The 19,090-nt window shown below is 43.1% G+C and carries 9 protein-coding genes and 2 pseudogenes; 6 read left to right on the top strand and 5 right to left on the bottom strand.

The window, feature by feature from the left end:
- Nucleotides 1–9 precede the first annotated feature (9 nt).
- The 3 genes and pseudogenes from GD631_RS09270 to GD631_RS09260 all read right to left on the bottom strand — a co-directional run bounded on the left by GD631_RS09270 (nucleotide 10) and on the right by GD631_RS09260 (nucleotide 3,864).
- Nucleotides 10–2,283, bottom strand: a complete 2,274-nt coding sequence (locus GD631_RS09270) for a GH92 family glycosyl hydrolase (RefSeq protein WP_143260404.1) — start codon at nucleotides 2,281–2,283, stop codon at nucleotides 10–12.
- A gap of 55 nt (nucleotides 2,284–2,338) precedes the next feature.
- A pseudogene (locus GD631_RS09265) lies at nucleotides 2,339–2,563 on the bottom strand (sialate O-acetylesterase); the annotation flags it as partial.
- Nucleotides 2,560–3,864, bottom strand: a complete 1,305-nt coding sequence (locus GD631_RS09260; RefSeq protein ID WP_143260403.1) for a DUF5005 domain-containing protein — start codon at nucleotides 3,862–3,864, stop codon at nucleotides 2,560–2,562. The pseudogene GD631_RS09265 and the gene GD631_RS09260, both read right to left, overlap by 4 nt.
- Nucleotides 3,865–4,220: 356 nt before the next feature.
- Here GD631_RS09260 and GD631_RS09255 point away from each other — a divergent pair, with 356 nt between their 5' ends.
- The 6 genes from GD631_RS09255 to GD631_RS09230 are packed head-to-tail and all read left to right on the top strand — an operon-like array spanning nucleotide 4,221 to nucleotide 15,374.
- On the top strand, nucleotides 4,221–6,065 hold the full coding sequence (locus GD631_RS09255; protein ID WP_143260402.1) for a RagB/SusD family nutrient uptake outer membrane protein: 1,845 nt from the start codon (nucleotides 4,221–4,223) through the stop codon (nucleotides 6,063–6,065).
- Nucleotides 6,066–6,080: 15 nt separating this feature from the next.
- The gene (locus GD631_RS09250) at nucleotides 6,081–6,536 is read left to right on the top strand and encodes a DUF5004 domain-containing protein (RefSeq protein WP_004301484.1); all 456 of its coding nucleotides are present in this window, start codon (nucleotides 6,081–6,083) and stop codon (nucleotides 6,534–6,536) included.
- 15 nt (nucleotides 6,537–6,551) lie between these two features.
- Nucleotides 6,552–7,619, top strand: a complete 1,068-nt coding sequence (locus GD631_RS09245; RefSeq protein WP_143260401.1) for a DUF4961 domain-containing protein — start codon at nucleotides 6,552–6,554, stop codon at nucleotides 7,617–7,619.
- Nucleotides 7,620–7,652: 33 nt separating this feature from the next.
- Nucleotides 7,653–10,484 (top strand): SusC/RagA family TonB-linked outer membrane protein, encoded by a 2,832-nt coding sequence (locus GD631_RS09240; RefSeq protein ID WP_143260430.1) that lies wholly within the window; start codon nucleotides 7,653–7,655, stop codon nucleotides 10,482–10,484.
- 15 nt (nucleotides 10,485–10,499) lie between these two features.
- A complete protein-coding gene (locus GD631_RS09235; protein ID WP_143260400.1) occupies nucleotides 10,500–12,272 on the top strand; it encodes a RagB/SusD family nutrient uptake outer membrane protein in 1,773 nt (590 codons plus the stop codon).
- Between the two features lie 6 nt (nucleotides 12,273–12,278).
- Nucleotides 12,279–15,374, top strand: coding sequence for a SusC/RagA family TonB-linked outer membrane protein (locus tag GD631_RS09230; RefSeq protein ID WP_143260399.1), 3,096 nt, complete (start codon nucleotides 12,279–12,281; stop codon nucleotides 15,372–15,374).
- 255 nt (nucleotides 15,375–15,629) lie between these two features.
- On the opposite strand, the pseudogene GD631_RS09225 reads toward GD631_RS09230, so the two are convergent.
- Both GD631_RS09225 and GD631_RS09220 read right to left on the bottom strand, forming a co-directional pair.
- Nucleotides 15,630–16,426, bottom strand: a pseudogene (locus tag GD631_RS09225) (KilA-N domain-containing protein).
- Nucleotides 16,427–16,810: 384 nt separating this feature from the next.
- Nucleotides 16,811–18,961 carry a TIM-barrel domain-containing protein gene (locus GD631_RS09220; protein WP_143260398.1) on the bottom strand — a complete coding sequence of 717 codons (2,151 nt, stop codon included), beginning with the start codon at nucleotides 18,959–18,961 and terminating at the stop codon, nucleotides 16,811–16,813.
- Nucleotides 18,962–19,090: the final 129 nt, after the last annotated feature.

Raw genomic sequence — 19,090 nt, 5'->3', positions numbered from 1 at the left:
TTTAGTTTCTTATTCTTTCGACAAAGAGAAAGGAGCGGCATATTTCGATGTACATCGTTCTTTATTCGGCAGACTTCCCATTTCAAAACGAAGCATACCACCGTCTGCTATGTCGTCATATTTTATAAAATTCTTATCCAATACACGTCCATTCAAAGTAGCAGACTGGATATAGACATTCTCTTTATTGTTGTTGTTCGCTTCAATCACGAATTTATTGCCGTTTTCCAGCGTTATGGTAGCCTTCTTAAATAGTGGACTGCCAATCACATACTCATCCGTACCCGGACAAACGGCATAGATGCCTAATGAGCTTAATATATACCAAGATGACATACCGCCTTGATCTTCGTCACCCGGATATCCTCTTTCTGTTGAATTATAGAGTCTTTCAACAATCTGACGTACCCAATACTGTGTTTTCCATGGCTGACCGGCATAGCTATACAGATAAGGCATGTGCTGAATCGGCTGATTGCCATGTGCATATTGTCCCATACCTGCCAGTTCCATTTCTTTCATTTCATGGATCACTCCTCCGTAAGTTCCCGGTTTAATAGTGTTGGGAAGGGTAAATACCGAATCCATCTTGGTGGTAAACTTCTCATCACTTCCGAACAAGTCTATTAATCCTTCTACATCATGGAATACAGACCACGTATAATGCCAGGCGTTACCTTCGCAGAAAGGTCCGCCCCACTCCAGAGGATCAAACGGTTCCTGCCATTTACCATCAACGCTTTTTCCACGCATAAAACCGATAGACGGATCGAATACGTTTTTATAATTATACATCTGACGGGCAAAGACTTCCTGATAATGTTTGTTTCCGGTCATTTTAGCCAGTTGGTAGCCACAAAAATCATCGTATGCATATTCCATTGTCTGTGCACTCGATCCCATTGATTCCGGATAAGGAACATATCCCAGTTCAAAATATTCTTTCCAGAAACCACGTCCGTTGGCACCTCCCCAAGGACCTTTATTCATGGCTTCGTGTGCATAGGCTTTCAGGGCTTTCTCCGGATCAAAAGTCCGAATTCCTTTTGCCCACGCATCTGCCAGCAACGAAATAGAATGATTACCTAACATTCCTCCTGTTTCTCCGGGAGCTGACCAGGAAGGTAACCATCCGCATTGTTCTTGTGCGGCAAGCAAGGCATTCATATAACGTCCCTGCATGGTAGGATGAAGAATGTTGGTCAGTGGAAATTGAGAACGGAAGGTGTCCCAGAAACCATTATCCGTATACATATACCCGTCATACACTTTGCCGTCATAGGGACTATAGTAATAAGGTTCTCCGTTAGCTTTACGTTCATAGAATTTGCGTGAGAAGAGATTGGCACGGAACAGGCAGGAGTAGAAAGTTTTCATTTGCTCGTCCGTTCCGCCTTCTACCTGGATTCTGTTCAATAATTCATTCCATGTTTTCTGTCCGCGTATTTTAGTGGCCTCCAAATTCTTATCTTTACCTAGTTCGTCATTTAGTGTAATCACAGCCTGCTCTGCGCTGATGTAAGAAGAGGCAGCCTTTGCCTGTACTTTCGTTCCTTTTTTAAATTTGATATAAGCGCCATAGCCTTTGCCTTCTCCTTCCAACTTTTTAGGAAAAATCTCATCTTTCTGATTTTCCCACATACCGTAATCTTCAAATGCTTTGTCGAACTGCACCACAAAGTAGCTACGGAATGTCTTAGAGTTGTTTACAAAACGTTGGTTATTCACCCAACCGGAGATTTGTCTCTTTGCCGGATCAATCTTGATTTCACTCATATCCGTATATCCGTCAATCACCAGATAGGCGTCCTCGGTGGAGGGATAAGAAAAGCGCAAATGTACACCACGGGTAGTTGGAGCCATCTCGGTAGTAATACCATTATCCAGTGTCACTTTATAATAATGCGGCTTGGCTATTTCATTGTCGTGGCTGAACTTTGTTGCCCGCATCTCCTGATTAACAACTAATTTCCCCACCATCGGCATAAAAGAATACACAGCATAATCACTCATCCACGGACTACATTGGTGAGACTGGCAGAATCCTCTGATATTATCTACCGCATATTGATATTTCCAGCCTTCTCCATTTTTCCCTGTTTGGGCAGACCACGTATGCATGGCATAAGGCATACCGGTAGTAGGATATGTATTTCCATAACTTAATCCGAAATGAGAGTCGGTACCTTGCAGTGTATTGACATATTGCACAAGGTCTTTCATTTGGGCATAGATACCTGTTGAAAAAAAAGAGAAGATTACTAAATAAATGAGTTTGTTCATGGTTCTTTTTTTATGTGTTACATCTATTTCACTTGGCAAATCGAAACAACTATATTTATTTATTACCATAAGTAATACCCTGCCAGCCATCCGTACGGAAAGGGGATGCCGGAAGGTTAACTCCATTGTATAAATTACAAATTGGATTATCTGCCCAAGCATAACGCACTGCTATTGGGAAAGCAACTTCAGGAGATGAGACGACGATGGAATTACCATCAATCACAGCATCAGCCCAGTGAAACTTATAATCAACGCCAGAGATAGTAAATCCTTTTACTCAAGTGGAGCATCGTTATCGTACAATGATTCCCAATTAAATACACGGTAGAAATAAGGACGATAAAAGTCGGCACTACCCGGTGCATTGAAATTATCCCAAAAGTTGGAACAGTCTGTATTGGTAGAGATCACCAATTCACCGGTACGTGATAAAGCCGGATGAATATTTACCATATAAACATGTTGATAACGTTGCTCACCAATCTTATCAAGAAATTCGGGTAATGTAAAGAGAGTCTTTTGATCAACAAACGGCCCATAAGGATGCTTACTACGGAACATCAGCACGTCTCTCCCGAACCACATGGATTGTCCAATCATGTAATAGGTATCACCTTTTTTAAATACCCAAGGCATAGAGCACGCACTTTCCAAAGGGATAATTGTAGAGTTTTCAGCATCTTGGATTGAGGGGTACTGCGTTGTCCACGAGAAATGTCCTTGCGGATCGGCCACATAATATTCCCACTGGCTGCCAAGGTCGCGTGTAGCGGTACGTGCCACAGCCACCTTATAATTGGAAGTTGTGTAAAGATAGATATGTCCGTCTTCGTCTTCCCACATAGTGTCGCCATAACCTAAAGTGTGGTCGTTAAAGTTATCATTACGACTGATAAGTTTCATGTAAGTAGCATCGCCCGGCTTTCCTTCCAAGCTATAAGTAGCCAAGCAAGTACCGAAGCGGCGCATCAGGTTGTTCGGATCGGTATTATCAACGGCTCCCCACAACATTTGCATCTGATTGTTATATATCGTAGCATCTCCTGCCCAATAAAGATAATCCTGATCGATTTCTCCAGCTTGTATTTTTTCTTCCGAGAGTGTAGCTTTCGGATGACGAATGTGAGTGCGTACCTGATAGTATCTATCCGCATTAGGATCGTTGGTTTGTACGTAATCAGCTAACCAAACAAGATTTTCATCCTTCTCACCAGGTGTTTGTACCATAATACTATTACGCGGGAAACTACAATTACCTCGTGAACGATTTTCATTGATTACGCCATAGAAGCTATCATTGAACGACCAAAATATATTCCCGTCAGGCAAACCAGTGGTGAACACACCGTCTCCTCCATTCCAGCCCAACGACCGAGTGAAAAGGGTATTGTATTTCAAGTCTTTGTAGACGAACACTTTCCAATATTGTCCTGATCGATTTGGCATTAGTTCGAGATTCCATTCGGAATCAATTTGAGGCATCTTCACTTCTGAATTGCCGTAATAAGGTTCTTGCTGGTCACCACATGCTCCTCCAGCGAGGAGTGCGATACTTAGGATAAGATGAATTGGTTTCATGTTTAATAAGATATTTAAGATTATTTAATTTGTTTCTGCACCTGTAAAGCCGATAATACAAGCCATAAAGGTTGACAAAAAGATGCGTCTCATAATGTTACACTATTAGAATTTAGGGTAAAGACGATTCAGGAATGAAAAACCACTAATTCGGATAACTCTTTCTTTAGATGTATTTGATCTACTATCATTGCTCGAATAATACAATGACCTTTTTATTGAATAATAATACGTGAAAAAAAATATTGTGTTTAGTGGTGTATATCTTGTCAATCGTCTTAATACAAATTCAAGTCGTGAATTAGTCTCGGCTTATTGGCTTTAAATTGTTTAATTTTAATTTTATAAGTTTTACTATGAAATTGTACATGAAATCATTAATGCTACTCCTATTTTTAGGAACAGTTGCGTCCTGTAATGACAGTTTCCTCGATCAAACCCAAACTTCGGATTTAAATCGTGAGACCGTTTTTGCAGATAGTACGTATACCGCCAACTTCCTGACCGGAATTTATACCGATATCGGGTTTGATATCAACTACAACCGATGGACGTACCTTTTGGCTAATGGTGGTGGGCTGCAAAGCGCTTGTGACGAAGCTGAATTTTATCCTTCGTCTACCATCTGGACAAACATGATGTTTGCTACCGGTACAGTTAATCCGGTTACGGTAAGTGATGACGCATGGTCGAAATGCTACACCAACATTCGTCGATGCAACGTATTCCTCGCCAACATAGACCGATCACCGATGGTACAGAGCCGAAAAGCTCAATACATATCCGAAGCACTTTTCTTGCGTGCCTGGTACTACTTCATTCTGATGAAACACTACGGTGGTGTACCAATTATTGGGAATAATGTATATGATGCTACTTCGACTATGAAAACCTCACGTAATACATGGGCGGAATGTGTAGAGTATGTGACCCATCAATGTGACTCTATCGTCCAACTCAATGTACTTCCCATAAGACGAACAGGACAAGAAAACGGCCGTGCCTCATCGGCAGCCGCCCTGGGTCTTAAAGCCCGTGTCTGCCTCTATGCAGCTAGTCCATTATTCAATGGAAGTGATTTCGCTCCTACCGATACCAAAGAATTAGTAGGCTATCCCTCTTATGATAAAGAACGTTGGAAAACGGCAATGGATGCTGCCCGTGCGGTAATCAATCTAGGAACCTATAATCTCTTTATTAGAAGTAAAGATTTGAACGGCAAAGCCGAACCAGGTTTCGGATTCTACGTCATATTCCAAGCTGGCGATACACGAAATGCCAATTTGACCGATGATGATGGTAAAAACAATAACGGAGCCTTTGCCGGCAATATCCTCGACCGTAAGTATCAACGTGAGTCCGGACATGAGGCTGCTTACTATCCACCTAGTGGCAGTCACTCCGGAACACGCCACGGCGGATACATATACAAAGAATTGGCAGATGCTTTCCCTATGATTGACGGTAAACCTATTAACAATAGCCAATACACATTCGATCCTTTGAATCCCGCCAAAAGTCGCGATCCCCGTTTCAACAACACTGTGATTTATGATGGTGCGTTGGTCCCTGCCGACGATACTTACAGTGCTACCACAGTTGTTAACACATGGATTGGCGTAGGGCAGACAAGCGATGCCGTATACCAAGGCACTGCCACCGGTTTCTATGTACGCAAGGGATGTGATCGCTTATGTAAAGGTAGTACATGGAATCCAAGCCGTCACAACGATCCACTGATACGTTACGCCGACATCTTACTGATGTATGCTGAAGCAGCCAATGAATATCATGGTCCCGATTTCGAAGAAACGCTAGGCGGACAACAACTCGGTTGTTATCCCATATTAAAACTCATTCGCAAGCGTGCCGGCATCGAGCCCGGTGCAGATGGTATGTACGGACTTGAAAAGGATATGACACAAAAACAGATGCGCCAAGCCATTCAGGAAGAGCGCCGCCTTGAATTTGCTTTTGAAGGGCATCGCTTCTTTGATGTACGCCGATGGATGATTGCTCCGCAAACCGAAAGCAAAACCATGCATGGCATTGAAATCACTCGCGCCACTGACGGAACAAAGACTTGGAAAGAATTTGATGTACGCACGCATGTATGGCGTCCGGCTATGTACTTTTTCCCAATTCCTTACAATGAGACGGTGAAGTCGAAAGATTTGCTACAGAATCCCTATTATAATTAATAAAATACCCAAAATATGAAACATAGCATACATTTGGCGGCAATAGCCTTGCTGACTACTCTGCTTGTGACATCGTGTGATACGTTCTCTGCTCCTGCTGATCCTGACAAAAACACGGAGCAGGTCAAAGACATATCAGGCACGTGGCAACTCACCACAGTGAGCCGCAACAGTAATGATATTACCGAAACCATGGACTTCAGCCAGTTCCAAATTGACCTGAAGAAAGATGGTAAGTACACAATTGAAAACTATTTACCTTTTGTGGTACGCCACAATGGCACGTGGAAAGTTGACGATATCTATTATCCTTTTCGCCTCTATTTCACAGAGGATGGAGCCACAGAGCAGGCCAGTACCGATATCCTATTCCCCATTACCAATGGCGAACGTAACATCGTGATTACTCATAGCCCCGGGTGTGGTTCGAATACCTACACTTATGTATTCAAGAAAATATCAGAAAACTAAAAATCATAACGCTTTATGAAAAAGAAATTAATCAGCTTGCTTCAACGCAAACGGCACATCGTAGCGTTATCAACTATACTTATGACTTTCGTCGTTATGAGTTGCCTCTTTATCGATTCTGTCGATATAACCCAAATGATAGACGGAAAAGCCGTAAACTATGCAAAGGCCGGGATGACTGCTACTTTCAAAATGCATGGACATATTAAGGTTGAAGGAGACCCGCGCAATGACAAACGACTTGTTTTCGGTTTTTTGGCTCCTAAGAGTTGGAATTTGGCACAAAATGCCAGAGTTTCATACACAGAGGATACATTTGATCCGAATATAGGTGAGCAAAACATGACGCTTATCCCATCGACCGAACAACCTAGCAATAAACCAGGATTATCATGGTCGGCTGCTCTCATGCAAGAATACGGTGTCGGTACCAATATTCTGGAAGATATGGAATGGGCAGCCTATTGGACAAAACCCTATAACGGCGTTGCAGGGGAGATTCATTTTACAATCTATGTCCGTGTACCGGTAGGAAACAAAAATCTGCGTTTCAAACCATCATTCTTTATTAACAGTACTGACGATAACTTCAGTACAAGCGCGGATGCAAAGAAATGTGAGGAAGCCGGATGTTTTGAGGTAGTAGAAGGTGAAGGACTTGTTACTGACTTCTGTAGCGAACACTTCAACAAAACCACTCCATTGACATCATTGCAAAACGACTTTGTTACCTTTAGCTTTATAGGAGGCATGGACGAGGATAATGCACTTGTCAAGGCCGATAAGATCTATTTTGAAGGAACGGCGGTAGCTAGCGACGGACACCGTTATACCGTAAATGAGAAGAGTGACAAGACCCTGATGAAACGAGAGAATCAGTATACCAAAACATACAATATCACATTCTGGCCGGAAGGGTTCTTCAATGTACCTGAAGGAACAGAGCTTGTAAGTATTGAATATGCCTTCACTAATGCCGATGGATCTATCTCCGTTACACAGTCTGATGATGACTTCGTAATGTTAAATATACCTCTTCCTCCGCAGAAGGAACCATTCATATATACGTTCTATTGCGAGTGATAACCTTATATTCTACTGATAATGAAACAGAATATGTATAAAATGATAACGACGGGACTACTATGTATAGCTGCCGTCGCACTAAAGGCACAAGATGCACCGATAGACAGTGTGGATCACACTAAAAGTAATACCCTAGGAGCATCTTCGACGGTTTATACCAACGACTTGATAAAATATCAGTCAGCTACCATCCTTACCGGATTGCAAGGACGATTGAAAGGTCTTAATGTATCACCTTTCCGTGGCATGCAACTGTTACGGACTGATGCCAATACTAAATCCGATATAGTGGGAGCTATTCCTAATGTAGGTGGAGGTATCTACGGAGATAATTCGGAGTTTCTCATTTCAGCACGCGGACAATCGCCTGTAGCCATTGTCGACGGTGTAGAACGTGACCTGTATTCCATAGATCCCGAAGCCATTGAATCGGTTACCATTCAAAAGGATGCCCTTTCCAATATGTTTTTAGGAATGCGCAGTTCACGTGGTGCATTGATTATTACTACCAAAAATCCTGATGCAAAAGGTGGTTTCCATCTCTCACTCACCGGAAAGTTTGGTATATCCAGTGCATTGAAATCCGGCCCAAATCCACTTTCGGCTTATCAATATGCTTATCTGCTCAACGAAGCATTGCTCAATGATGGCAAATCACCACTCTATACGTATGATGATTTCGAAGCCTATCGCAATGGAACTTCCCCTTATCTGCATCCCGACGTAAATTGGAAAGATGCTATTATGAATAATTCTACTACGTCGCAAGCCTATAACCTGAATGTAACAGGTGGCGGACGGGTGGCTCAATACTTTGTAAGTTTGGGATATTACAGCGAAAACGGATTGTTCAAGACGAGCGATGCTAATAGCTACAACACCAATTTCAAGTACAACCGGTATCTCATCACATCGAAGGTTAACATCAACGTGACAGATGAATTTAAGGTAAGCATGTCCTTAATGGGACGTATAGAAGAAGGAAACCAACCTGGAGGTATTTCGGGGACAGGATACAGCGACCTTTTGAGCAACGTATGGCAGACTCCCAACAATGCTTATCCCGTCTTAAATCCCAACGGTACGTATGGTGGTAACGCTTCGTATACCCAAAACCTCTATGCACAGACCACTGGTTCGGGATATATCTCAAGCAATACCCGCGACGTCGTAGGAACCATTAATTTGAAATATGACTTCGACAAATTGGTGAGAGGACTTTCAGTTGGTGCAACGGGAAACATCTCATCGCAAGTGCGCAACGCTATCGTTCGTACCAAACAGGCACAAGTATTTCAATACAGCATAACCCAACAAGGCAACGAGGCTTATGACAAGTATGGAGATGTAAGTTCACAAACCAATAGTTACCGTTCAGTATCAACGTACCAATATATGTATGGCAAAATGTATGTAGACTGGGAACGCCAATTCGGTATGCATGGTGTGAAAGCTTCACTTTGGGGCGATACACGTACCATACTCAACAACTACGACCTGCCTATGATTCCGTCGAACATCGGACAGAAAGTTGAATACAATTACGATAACAAATACTTCGCGCAAGCAGCCGTAACGGAAAGCTATTACAACCGCTATGACAATGGACGTCGCTGGGGAACATTCTGGGCAGTAGGTCTGGGTTGGGATATCAGCAAAGAGAAGTTTATGGAAGCATCAAAGATAGACCAACTCAAGTTACGTGCCACCTACGGTCATACAGGAAACGGAATCGACAATGCCGGATACTTCAGCTACTTAAAGAGATACAATGAAGATGGCGGATTCTGGTATAGCAACGGTACATCCATGAGCAACGGAGGTTCAGTGTCGGAAATATCCCCATTGGCAAATACCCTCCTGACATGGGAAAAAGGAAGGAAAGTCAATGTAGGTTTAGATTTAACCTTATTAAAGAACCGGTTGACTTTCTCGGCTGACTATTACAATGACTACTACTACGATATATTGCAATCACGTGGTAAGAGCATCCAATTATTAGGTATTGCTTATCCGACAGAAAATATCGGAAAAACACGTTACTACGGATTGGAAACACAACTTAGCTGGCAAGATCACATCGGTAAGGTGAACTATTATGTATCAGCCAACTGGAGTATGGAACAGAACAAACGGTTGTTCATGGACGAGCAATATGTACCTTACGACTATCTGAAAATGACAGGTCAACCCACCGGTGCCATCTACGGATTGGTAGCTACCGGATTCCTCACAGCTAAAGATATAGCCGATGGATATCCCGTAATGAACGGCTTCAACAATATTCAAGCGGGTGACGTGAAATACAAAGACATGAACGGTGACGGCGAAATCAACGAATTCGACCGTACTGTGATTGGTGGCGACAAACCGACTTGCTATTTTGGTATTGATTTAGGCTTTGAATGGAAAGGGTTGGAAGTTACAGCACTTATCCAAGGTGCTTACAACCGCGACTTATATAATAGCGACCGCACGTTGCTCGAAGGATTCCAAGTGATCGGACAAAGCTACGGACAAGCTTACACCAATCTTCTGAATCGTTGGACACCCGAAACAGCTGAAACAGCTACGTATCCGAGACTGACTGCCGGAGGCAATATGTACAACTACGGAAACAACTGGAACTCTTCACTCTTTGTACAGAACGGCAACTATATTCGTCTCAAGAACGCTACCGTATCGTACAAACTACCCGAAAACTTCTGCCGTAATTACTTAGGCGGACTGCGCGTGAAGATATTTGTACAGGGACAAAATTTACTCACATGGTCACGTACCCGCTTGCAAGACCCTGAAGTTACCTTCACCAGCTATCCGTTACAGCGCACCATTACGACTGGAATCAATCTTAACTTCTAATAAAAAACGATGGATATGAAACAAAATAAATATGGCACATGGGCAGTAGGAGCATTTATGCTGTTATTGAGTGCTGCCGCATGTACAGACAGTTATGAGAGTACGCCTGTAGATATGTTTACAGAAGATTACCTCTTCTCGAGGACCGACTCCAACGGAACTGTCGTACGTAAGTATCTCAACCGCATTTACTATTACATGCGCAATGGACACAACGGTGTAAATGGTGACTATCTGGATGCCGCTTCCGATGATGCGCTCTCTGTCTATTCGTCCGAGTCTGATGTATACAAACTGGCCATCGGACGTTACAGTGCCTCCAATCTTATTAACTCGGATATGATTTGGAGCGACCCTTATTTGGTGATTCGCCGCGTAAACATTCTGTTGAGTGGCATTGACGTAGTACCTTTCAACACTACTTACACTGATGCACTCGGTAATACACGCAGGCTCAATGATTCTATGAAAGCCGAAGCCCGGTTCCTGCGTGCTTACTTCTATTTTGAATTGGTAAAGCGCTACGGTGGAGTGCCCATTATCGGTGATAAAGTGTACGAATTGAACGAAAACATCGAATTGCCACGTAGCACGTTCGAGCAATGTATCAAGTATATTGTAAGTGAGCTTGACGATATCAAAGATGACCTTCGTTCGCTGCCACTACCTGACGCCGCCGCTAGCGCACACGTAGTAAACACACAGGCTGCCCAGGCACTGAAGATTCGTGTATTGCTCTATGCAGCAAGTCCGTTATTCAACGAAAAGCCCATTGAATCTGGTAATGAGTTGATAGGATATGCCTCTTATGATCGCGAACGTTGGAAAATAGCCGCCGATGCCGCCCGCAACTTTATTAACACGTACGGAACAGGTGACGGAGCTATCATGGGACTTGACGATAATTTCAAGAATGTATTTACCAATTGGTATTCAAACGAACATAAAGAAGTTATCTTCTTCCGTGAAAACGCAATGGATAAGACGGTGGAAACAGCTAACGGTCCGTTGGGACTTAGCGGTGCCAAACAAGGAAACGGCCGCACCAATCCCACACAGAATTTAGTCGATGCGTTCCTTATGAAAGACGGTCACTTCATCAAAGAAGGTAAATATAAGTACGATGAACAGCTTCCTTACGCACAACGTGATCCACGTTTGGAATATACCATTATACACAATGGTTCGTCATGGGTGAACTCTACGATGGAAACATGGCAGGGTGGAGCCAATAATCCTCTTGGTTCGTCATACTCGCTCACGAGTTATTACATGCGTAAGTTTATGGGTGATTTCGAAGCAGCCAACGAATATCAAGACACACAACACAACTGGGTGATGTTCCGTTACGCCGAAATACTTCTGAATTTTGCCGAAGCCGAAAACGAATATTTGTCTACTCCTTCACAAGCAGTATATGATGCTATCATCGCCCTGCGTCGACGTGCAGGTATCGAACCTGGTGAAAAGAATTTGTATGGACTAACAACCAATGGGCTGACACATAATTTGACGCAAGCCGAAATGCGCAAAGTGATTCAGAATGAACGCCGCATTGAATTGGCTTTTGAAGAGCATCGCTATTGGGACATTCGTCGTTGGCGACTTGCCGAACAGGTCTATGCACAGCCTATTCAAGGAATGTACATCACTAAATCACAGACTTCCACGACCTACGTTCCGCAAGCTGTGCTCAATGTACAATGGGACAATAAACGTTATTTCTATCCGATTCCTTATTCGGAAGTAATAAAAAATAAGAATATGGTTCAAAACCCTAATTGGTAATATCTTATGAAAAGAGTAATTATAACATTCTTGTGCCTCCTCTGCATTGTACAGGCATACTCCCAATCGTTTACGATAAGCGGTACCATTATTGATGGGGAAAGCAACGAACCGCTTATCGGGGCGGGTATTCTGGTAAAGGGAGCCGGAAGGGGTACCATCACCGATATAGATGGAAAATATTCGCTGGAAGTGAAACGCGGCGAAACATTGGTATTTTCGTTTGTAGGCTATCAAAATCAGGAAGTCGCAATAACGAATCAGCGCACACTGAATATCGCATTGAGGGTTTCCGAAGCCAACAACCTGAACGAAGTTGTTATCACAGGTCGCGGTAGCGCGAAACGTATCACTCTGACCGGTGCCGTGAGCGGTATTCAAGCCAACGAATTGCGTAGAGTTCCTACAAGTAGCTTGCAGAATACATTATCGGGTAAACTGCCCGGCTTCTTCAGTCAGCAACGTTCCGGTCAGCCGGGAAAAGATGCTTCCGATTTCTTCATCCGTGGTGTCAGCTCCTTGAATGAGGACGGTAACAAACCGCTTATTATGGTTGATGATGTGGAATACAGTTACGAACAGCTGTCGCAAATCAATGTCAATGAGATTGAAAGCATATCTATATTGAAAGATGCATCCACTACTGCTATTTATGGTATCAAGGGCGCTAACGGTGTGTTGGTAGTCAAGACACGTCGCGGTGAAGAAGGAAAACCAGTGATCCATGTGCGTGCAGAAGCCGGCGGTCAGATACCTGTCCGTAAACCCAACTTCTTAGACTCATACAACACCGCCCTGTTAGTCAACGAGGCACGTACTAACGATGGTTTGACTAAAATGTTTACACAACATGATTTGGAACTGTTTAAAGACGGTTCCGACCCATACGGGCATCCTAATGTAAACTGGTACGATGAAGTGTTCAAAAAATCGGCTATGCAGTCGAACATCAATGTCGACGTATCGGGCGGTACCAAACGTTTGAAATACTTTGTTTCCGGCGGTTATTTCTCACAAGGTGGTTTGGTTCGTAACTTTGCTAAAGCGGATGACGATGTGAATACCGGCTATTTTTACCGCCGTTTTGACTACCGTACCAACTTGGACTTTACAGTTACTGATAATCTGACTATGCGCCTGGACTTCAGTTCACGCTTCATGAATATCAACGAACCGAGTAGTCTGAATGCTACAGGCGAGATTTACAATTTCACCGCTATGCACCCCTACTCGGCACCGGTACTCAATCCGGACGGATCGTATGCTTACCTTTCAGATGTGGACGGTTACGGACCTACATTGAATGCACGTTTGGCTAACGAAGGTTACACGCGTACACGCCGTAACGATAACAACATTCTCTACGGTGTGAACTGGAAGATGGATTGGCTCACCAAAGGATTGTCGGCCAATGCACGCATAGCTTATTCTACTATCGACGAAGTCTTCCGCAAGGTGAACCGGGGAAAAGATGCGTACCCTACCTACCACTACGATCCTACTACGGATCAGTACAACATCAATCCCAACCGTCAATATGCTTATTCACAGTATGCTCTGACGGCCGGAACCAACCAGGCTGTGAAAAATCTGGATGTTCAGGCCTCCATCAACTATGCACGCGTATTCAATGGAATACACGACGTTAGTGCCACGTTACTGTATAGCCGCCAAAGCCGTACCGTAGAAAAAAATCCAAACGATACAGGAGAAAAGATTCCCGAAAACTTTCAGGGCCTTACCGCTACCGTAGGTTACAAATATAAAGATAAATATCTGGTCGACTTCAATGTTGCATACAACGGTACCGACCGTTTCGCCGAAGGACACCGCTACGGAATATTCCCTGCTATTGGCGTGGGTTGGCGTATCTCCGAAGAATCGTTCTTCAAGGATAACATTTCTTTCATCCAACTATTGAAAATCAGAGCTTCGTATGGTATTGTTGGTTCGGACGTAGCTATGGGTAACCGCTACCTTTACAACCAGATATATACAGCAACTGATAATGCTTATAATTTCGGACAAAGCGATGTCACTTCCACTGCTATTACGGAAGGTGACCTTGGTAATAGCAGTGTGACATGGGAAGAAGCCAAGAAGTTTGACATAGGTCTCGACTTCAATGCATTCGATCGCTTCTCATTCACTTTCGACTGGTTCTACGATAGACGATATAATCAGCTTGTGAAACGCAATGACATACCGCAGATCTTAGGTGTGGGTACTTCACCTATCAACGTGGCACGCACCAGCAATATGGGTTTCGACGGACAGATTGGTTATCAAGACCGTTTCGGTGAGTTCAACTTCAATACCAACTTCGTATTCTCGTATGCTAAGAATAAGGTAGAATTTAATGCCGAAGCACAACAAAGATACGATTGGTTGTCGGCAACAGGTCGTCCTATCGGCCAACCATTCGGTTACACTTGGATAGGTTATTATACACCTGAAGAAGTGGACTTGATTCATGCAGGAGCCGCAAATGCACCGGCTGTGCCCAATACCGACGTGCCTATCCAAGCCGGCGACTTGAAATACAAAGATTTGAACGGAGACGGTGTTATCAACGACTTCGACAAGGGAGCTATTGGTAAGCCAAACTTACCCAACACCACACTGGGATGGACAATCGGTGGTTCGTGGAAAGGATTGTCAGTGAGCGTACTCTTCCAAGGTTCGTTCAACTACAGTTTCTCGGTAAACGGCACAGGTATCGAACCTTTCAAGAGTCAATTCCAACCTCTACACCAGAAACGCTGGACATTGGAACGCTACCTGAACGGTGAAGCCATCGAATTTCCGCGCTTAACAAGCAATCCGTCAACTGTAAACAGCGCAGCAGCGTATATGTCCGACTTTTGGTTGATTGATGCTTGGTACATCCGCTTGAAAACCATCGACGTCTCCTATCAAGTGCCCACAAAAGTGTTGCCTTCATGGCTTACAAACCTCCGTGTCTATCTCAATGCTTACAACATGTTTACATGGACAAGTTTTGATAAGTATCAACAAGACCCGGAAATCAAGTCCAACTCCGCCGGTGATGCATACATGAACCAGCGCGTGTTTAACTTAGGAGTACAACTTACATTCTAATAAACTGATAAATACTCATAGTAGTATTAATGAAAAAAGGGATGCGTCTTCATAGATGCATCCCTTTTTTCATTGATAACACATTGTAAATCAAGCATTGTTATTTGGTAGGAAGCCGAATCCGTACATGTAGGGGTACATGGCTTGCCGTAAACGAAAACGTCCCACTCCACACACAAGTCGGTGTGCGGGGCGGGACGAAAACTATTATAGTTGCCGTGCTAAAAATCTATCGGTTCATTCTGGTAAAAGCAGCTACTTGAGGTACTTCTTGTTTACATCTTCCAGTATCTGCATCTGCTGGATAGCTATCCGGTTCAGTCGGACAAGCCTTTCGTGCTGAGGAAGTCCTTCTCCTATGAATACGGCATTCAGATTCTCCATGTTCGAGAGGCAAATCAATTCGTTCACCGTGGCATAGTCGCGGACGTTTCCTTTCAGGTCGGGATGCGCATCGCGCCATTCGAGGGCAGTGGGCCGAACATGGCAACGTTCAGCACATCGGCTTCGCTGGCGTAGATGCGGGAGGCTTGTTGTGGTGTGACTTCTGCCGGGATAAGGTTTTGTTTGATAGCATCGGTGTGGATGCGGTAATTTATTTTCGACAGTTCTCGCTTGGCACTCCAGCCCAGTTGCGCGAGTTCCTGCTCCTTAAGGCGCTGGAACTCGCGGACTAAATAGATTTTAAATTCAGCACTAATCCACATTCCAAATTCAAATGCGATGTCCTTGTATGCATAGGTGCCTCCATATCTTCCGGCTTTCGCTTAAATACCGATAGCATGGGTCTTCTCCACGTATTCTTTCACGCTGATTTTGAAACTGTTCAACCCCGACTGATTTCTAATTGTGGCGAATTCGCCATAATTAAATCCTGGGTTATACAACCGCTCCCATATACCGAGGTATTCCAGTGTATTCCTGTTTCTCAGCCAGTCTGGTATGAAGAAATCGCCATCTTTGGCTTTTAGCATGTCAGTAATGCAGATATAATCTTCGTTATTAATAGACACTACATTGATGTCTGTAGTCAATACTGTTATTTTGGTCATCTTGTCTTCTCCGGTTAAACGATGGGCAAAGGTACACTTTTCCCTTCAATCCCTAACACATTATTTATGAATGGTTTTCGTTTACAACAAGTCAAAGAACGCGTCAGGTGAATAAAACAGAGCCTCTGTTTAAGTGATACGAAGCCTGCATTTCACTTAAACAGAGGCTCTATTGAACGAATATAGAGGCTCTAAAAAAGAGACCGAACTCATCTCTCTTTTTTGCTTTCGGTTCGCTTTCAGTCAACAACCTTTTTTACTGATGTTTTTGACTGGAAGCTATTTTTAGTAATCACATTTAGATTATAAGGATGAAGTTTAGTTCTAAACAGTACAAAAAGAAGATGATTAAATAAACGAACTCCTCATTTATTGTATTCTCCTTTACAATTTCACTGTAATGCCTTTAGCTATAGCTATATCACCAGAAGATTTATAAGTATGACCAGCATGCAATACTTCTACCTTTATCATTCCAAAATCAATTTGGTCTTCCCCTTTATCGTCTGTCACTTTTACAATAAGATGATGCCCGTCTACTAACTCTGCTTTAAAAGTTAGCTGTTTATAATCTCCTTTCTGAAATCCCCATCCATCTCCTTTGTCCCAATACAGAGAGCCTTCCGCTCTGCCATCCTCATCCGGGCAAACAACTAAAGTCAATGGGTCGAATGAATTTTCATTCACATTCTGAATTATTTTGCCTACTGGAATAATAGAGCCACCTCTCACTTTTAATTTAGCCTGATATTTACCTTTTGTATCTCCTTTAACCAAAGATAAATTTTCCCAAATTCCTCTGGGTAGAGAAGGATTCTTTGCAAATGCAGGAATTATCAACAGGTCTGTCCCCAACATGAAAGCTTGCTCTTCAGCACGCAAACTTTCATCTTTCGGATCGGCAAAGAAAACCGGAGCCATCACAGGCTGTCCATCTTTATGAGCCACATGAAAAGCAGTGTAAAGATAAGGCAGCAAACGGTAACGACGTTCTAATGCCATGCGTGATTCCTTTTCTATATCTTTAGTAAATGCCCACGGTTCCTTGTTATTTGTATCACAGGAAGCATGTCCTCTGGAAAAAGGGAAAAATGCACCGAAGCCTAACCAGTTTCCCCACAAATCGGGAGTCGTATTCCCAGCAAATCCACCTATATCCGGACCATTGAAAGGCTGACCGGACAACCCCAATGTAATAGACATCGGTACAGAAAGTTTCATCTGTTCATAAGTAGCTTCGTTATCGCCCGTCCACATGGCTGCATAACGCTGTCCGCCAATAATATTGGAGCGGGAAAGAAGAAATGGACGTTTGCCTGGATTAGCAGCCATCATGCCATTATAAGAAGCTTCGACCATCAGACGACCATAAGCGTTATGATACATTAAATGGCTACCAATAGGTAAGTTGCCTCCTCCTAAATGAATATTGTTCTCCGGCATCGTTCCCCCAGGACCATCAAATACAGACGGTTCATTCATATCATTCCAAATGCCATCTATTCCATTAGCCATAAAGTCTTTATAAAGTCCGGACCACCAAGTGCGCGTCTCCGGACGGGTAAAGTCAGGAAATGCGCAAGCACCCGGCCATACTTTCCCGTGAAACTCATTACGATAGATATCACAAACAAAAGCATTCTGCTCTTTTCCGGTTTTATACACAAAATAGTTATCATCCACTTTTACACCCGGATCTATCATATACACGGAATGGAATCCATTATCATGCAGATACTTATTCATGCGCTTCGGATCGGGAAAATCCCTGTTATTGATCGTGAATACACGGAATTCATCCATATAGTTGATATCAAACCATATTACATCGCACGGTATCTTCTTTTCACGAAAAGTATTGGCAACTTCTTTCACTCTAGCTTCCGGCACGTAAGAAAAACGAGACTGATGATAACCGATTGCCCATCTAGGAGGCATACTTATAGTACCGGTCAATTCGGCAAGTCCTTTTAATACAGCTTGCGGAGATTCACGATCTATGATATAAGTACGAAAAGGTGCTCCTTCAGTATTAAATTCAATTTTATCTGAATTAGTAATCAATTCAGCCTTCCAAAAACTATCAAACAATACGCCAAACGCTGTCCCGTCCGAACGAACACCTAACACCCACGGATGCGTTTGATACAGACGTGAGCCACCATCAACCCGATACATACCATTATCCGTATTCCACATTTTAATCTTTTGCCCATTACGCAGCAACGGACCGGTCACTTCACCACCTCCATACAGACTTGTTCCGGCTGGAACATCCAATGAGGCATTTGCCTTGCCATCAGTCATCGTAAATTGAGGAACTAATTTCCAGTTTTCCGGTACTTCACCTTTCTTTTCCGGTTCATGGGAGAGAATTAATGAAGGCGTACGGGAAACATCATACCCTACGGGGATAAATTCTACAATTCCATTTCCTACCAGTGTTACTTTTTCTGTTTTTATATTACCTGCCCAAGCTACCTGAGCCGTAAAGAAGAAAACAGCCATTTGCAATAACGATATTCTTTTTCTCATTTAAATATTATTTTAGTTATTAGTTCCACCAACGGATTTTAGTCAGGCAATTTCATTATCAAAAGCTTGGAAAACAGTCCTCATGATATCATATTTTCATTCTGGTCAAACAGGATTTCCAGCAACTCC

The sequence above is a fragment of the Bacteroides luhongzhouii genome (genome assembly GCF_009193295.2).
Lineage (GTDB): Bacteria > Bacteroidota > Bacteroidia > Bacteroidales > Bacteroidaceae > Bacteroides > Bacteroides luhongzhouii.
This window is presented reverse-complemented; position numbering and strand designations above follow the sequence as displayed.

Coding starts and splice junctions, on each gene's coding strand:
- GD631_RS09230 (WP_143260399.1), top strand. CDS start 12,279: ATGAAAAGAGTAATTATAACATTCTTGTGCCTCCTCTGCATTGTACAG.
- GD631_RS09220 (WP_143260398.1), bottom strand. CDS start 18,961: ATGAGAAAAAGAATATCGTTATTGCAAATGGCTGTTTTCTTCTTTACG.
- GD631_RS09270 (WP_143260404.1), bottom strand. CDS start 2,283: ATGAACAAACTCATTTATTTAGTAATCTTCTCTTTTTTTTCAACAGGT.
- GD631_RS09260 (WP_143260403.1), bottom strand. CDS start 3,864: ATGAAACCAATTCATCTTATCCTAAGTATCGCACTCCTCGCTGGAGGA.
- GD631_RS09245 (WP_143260401.1), top strand. CDS start 6,552: ATGAAAAAGAAATTAATCAGCTTGCTTCAACGCAAACGGCACATCGTA.
- GD631_RS09240 (WP_143260430.1), top strand. CDS start 7,653: ATGTATAAAATGATAACGACGGGACTACTATGTATAGCTGCCGTCGCA.
- GD631_RS09250 (WP_004301484.1), top strand. CDS start 6,081: ATGAAACATAGCATACATTTGGCGGCAATAGCCTTGCTGACTACTCTG.
- GD631_RS09235 (WP_143260400.1), top strand. CDS start 10,500: ATGAAACAAAATAAATATGGCACATGGGCAGTAGGAGCATTTATGCTG.
- GD631_RS09255 (WP_143260402.1), top strand. CDS start 4,221: ATGAAATTGTACATGAAATCATTAATGCTACTCCTATTTTTAGGAACA.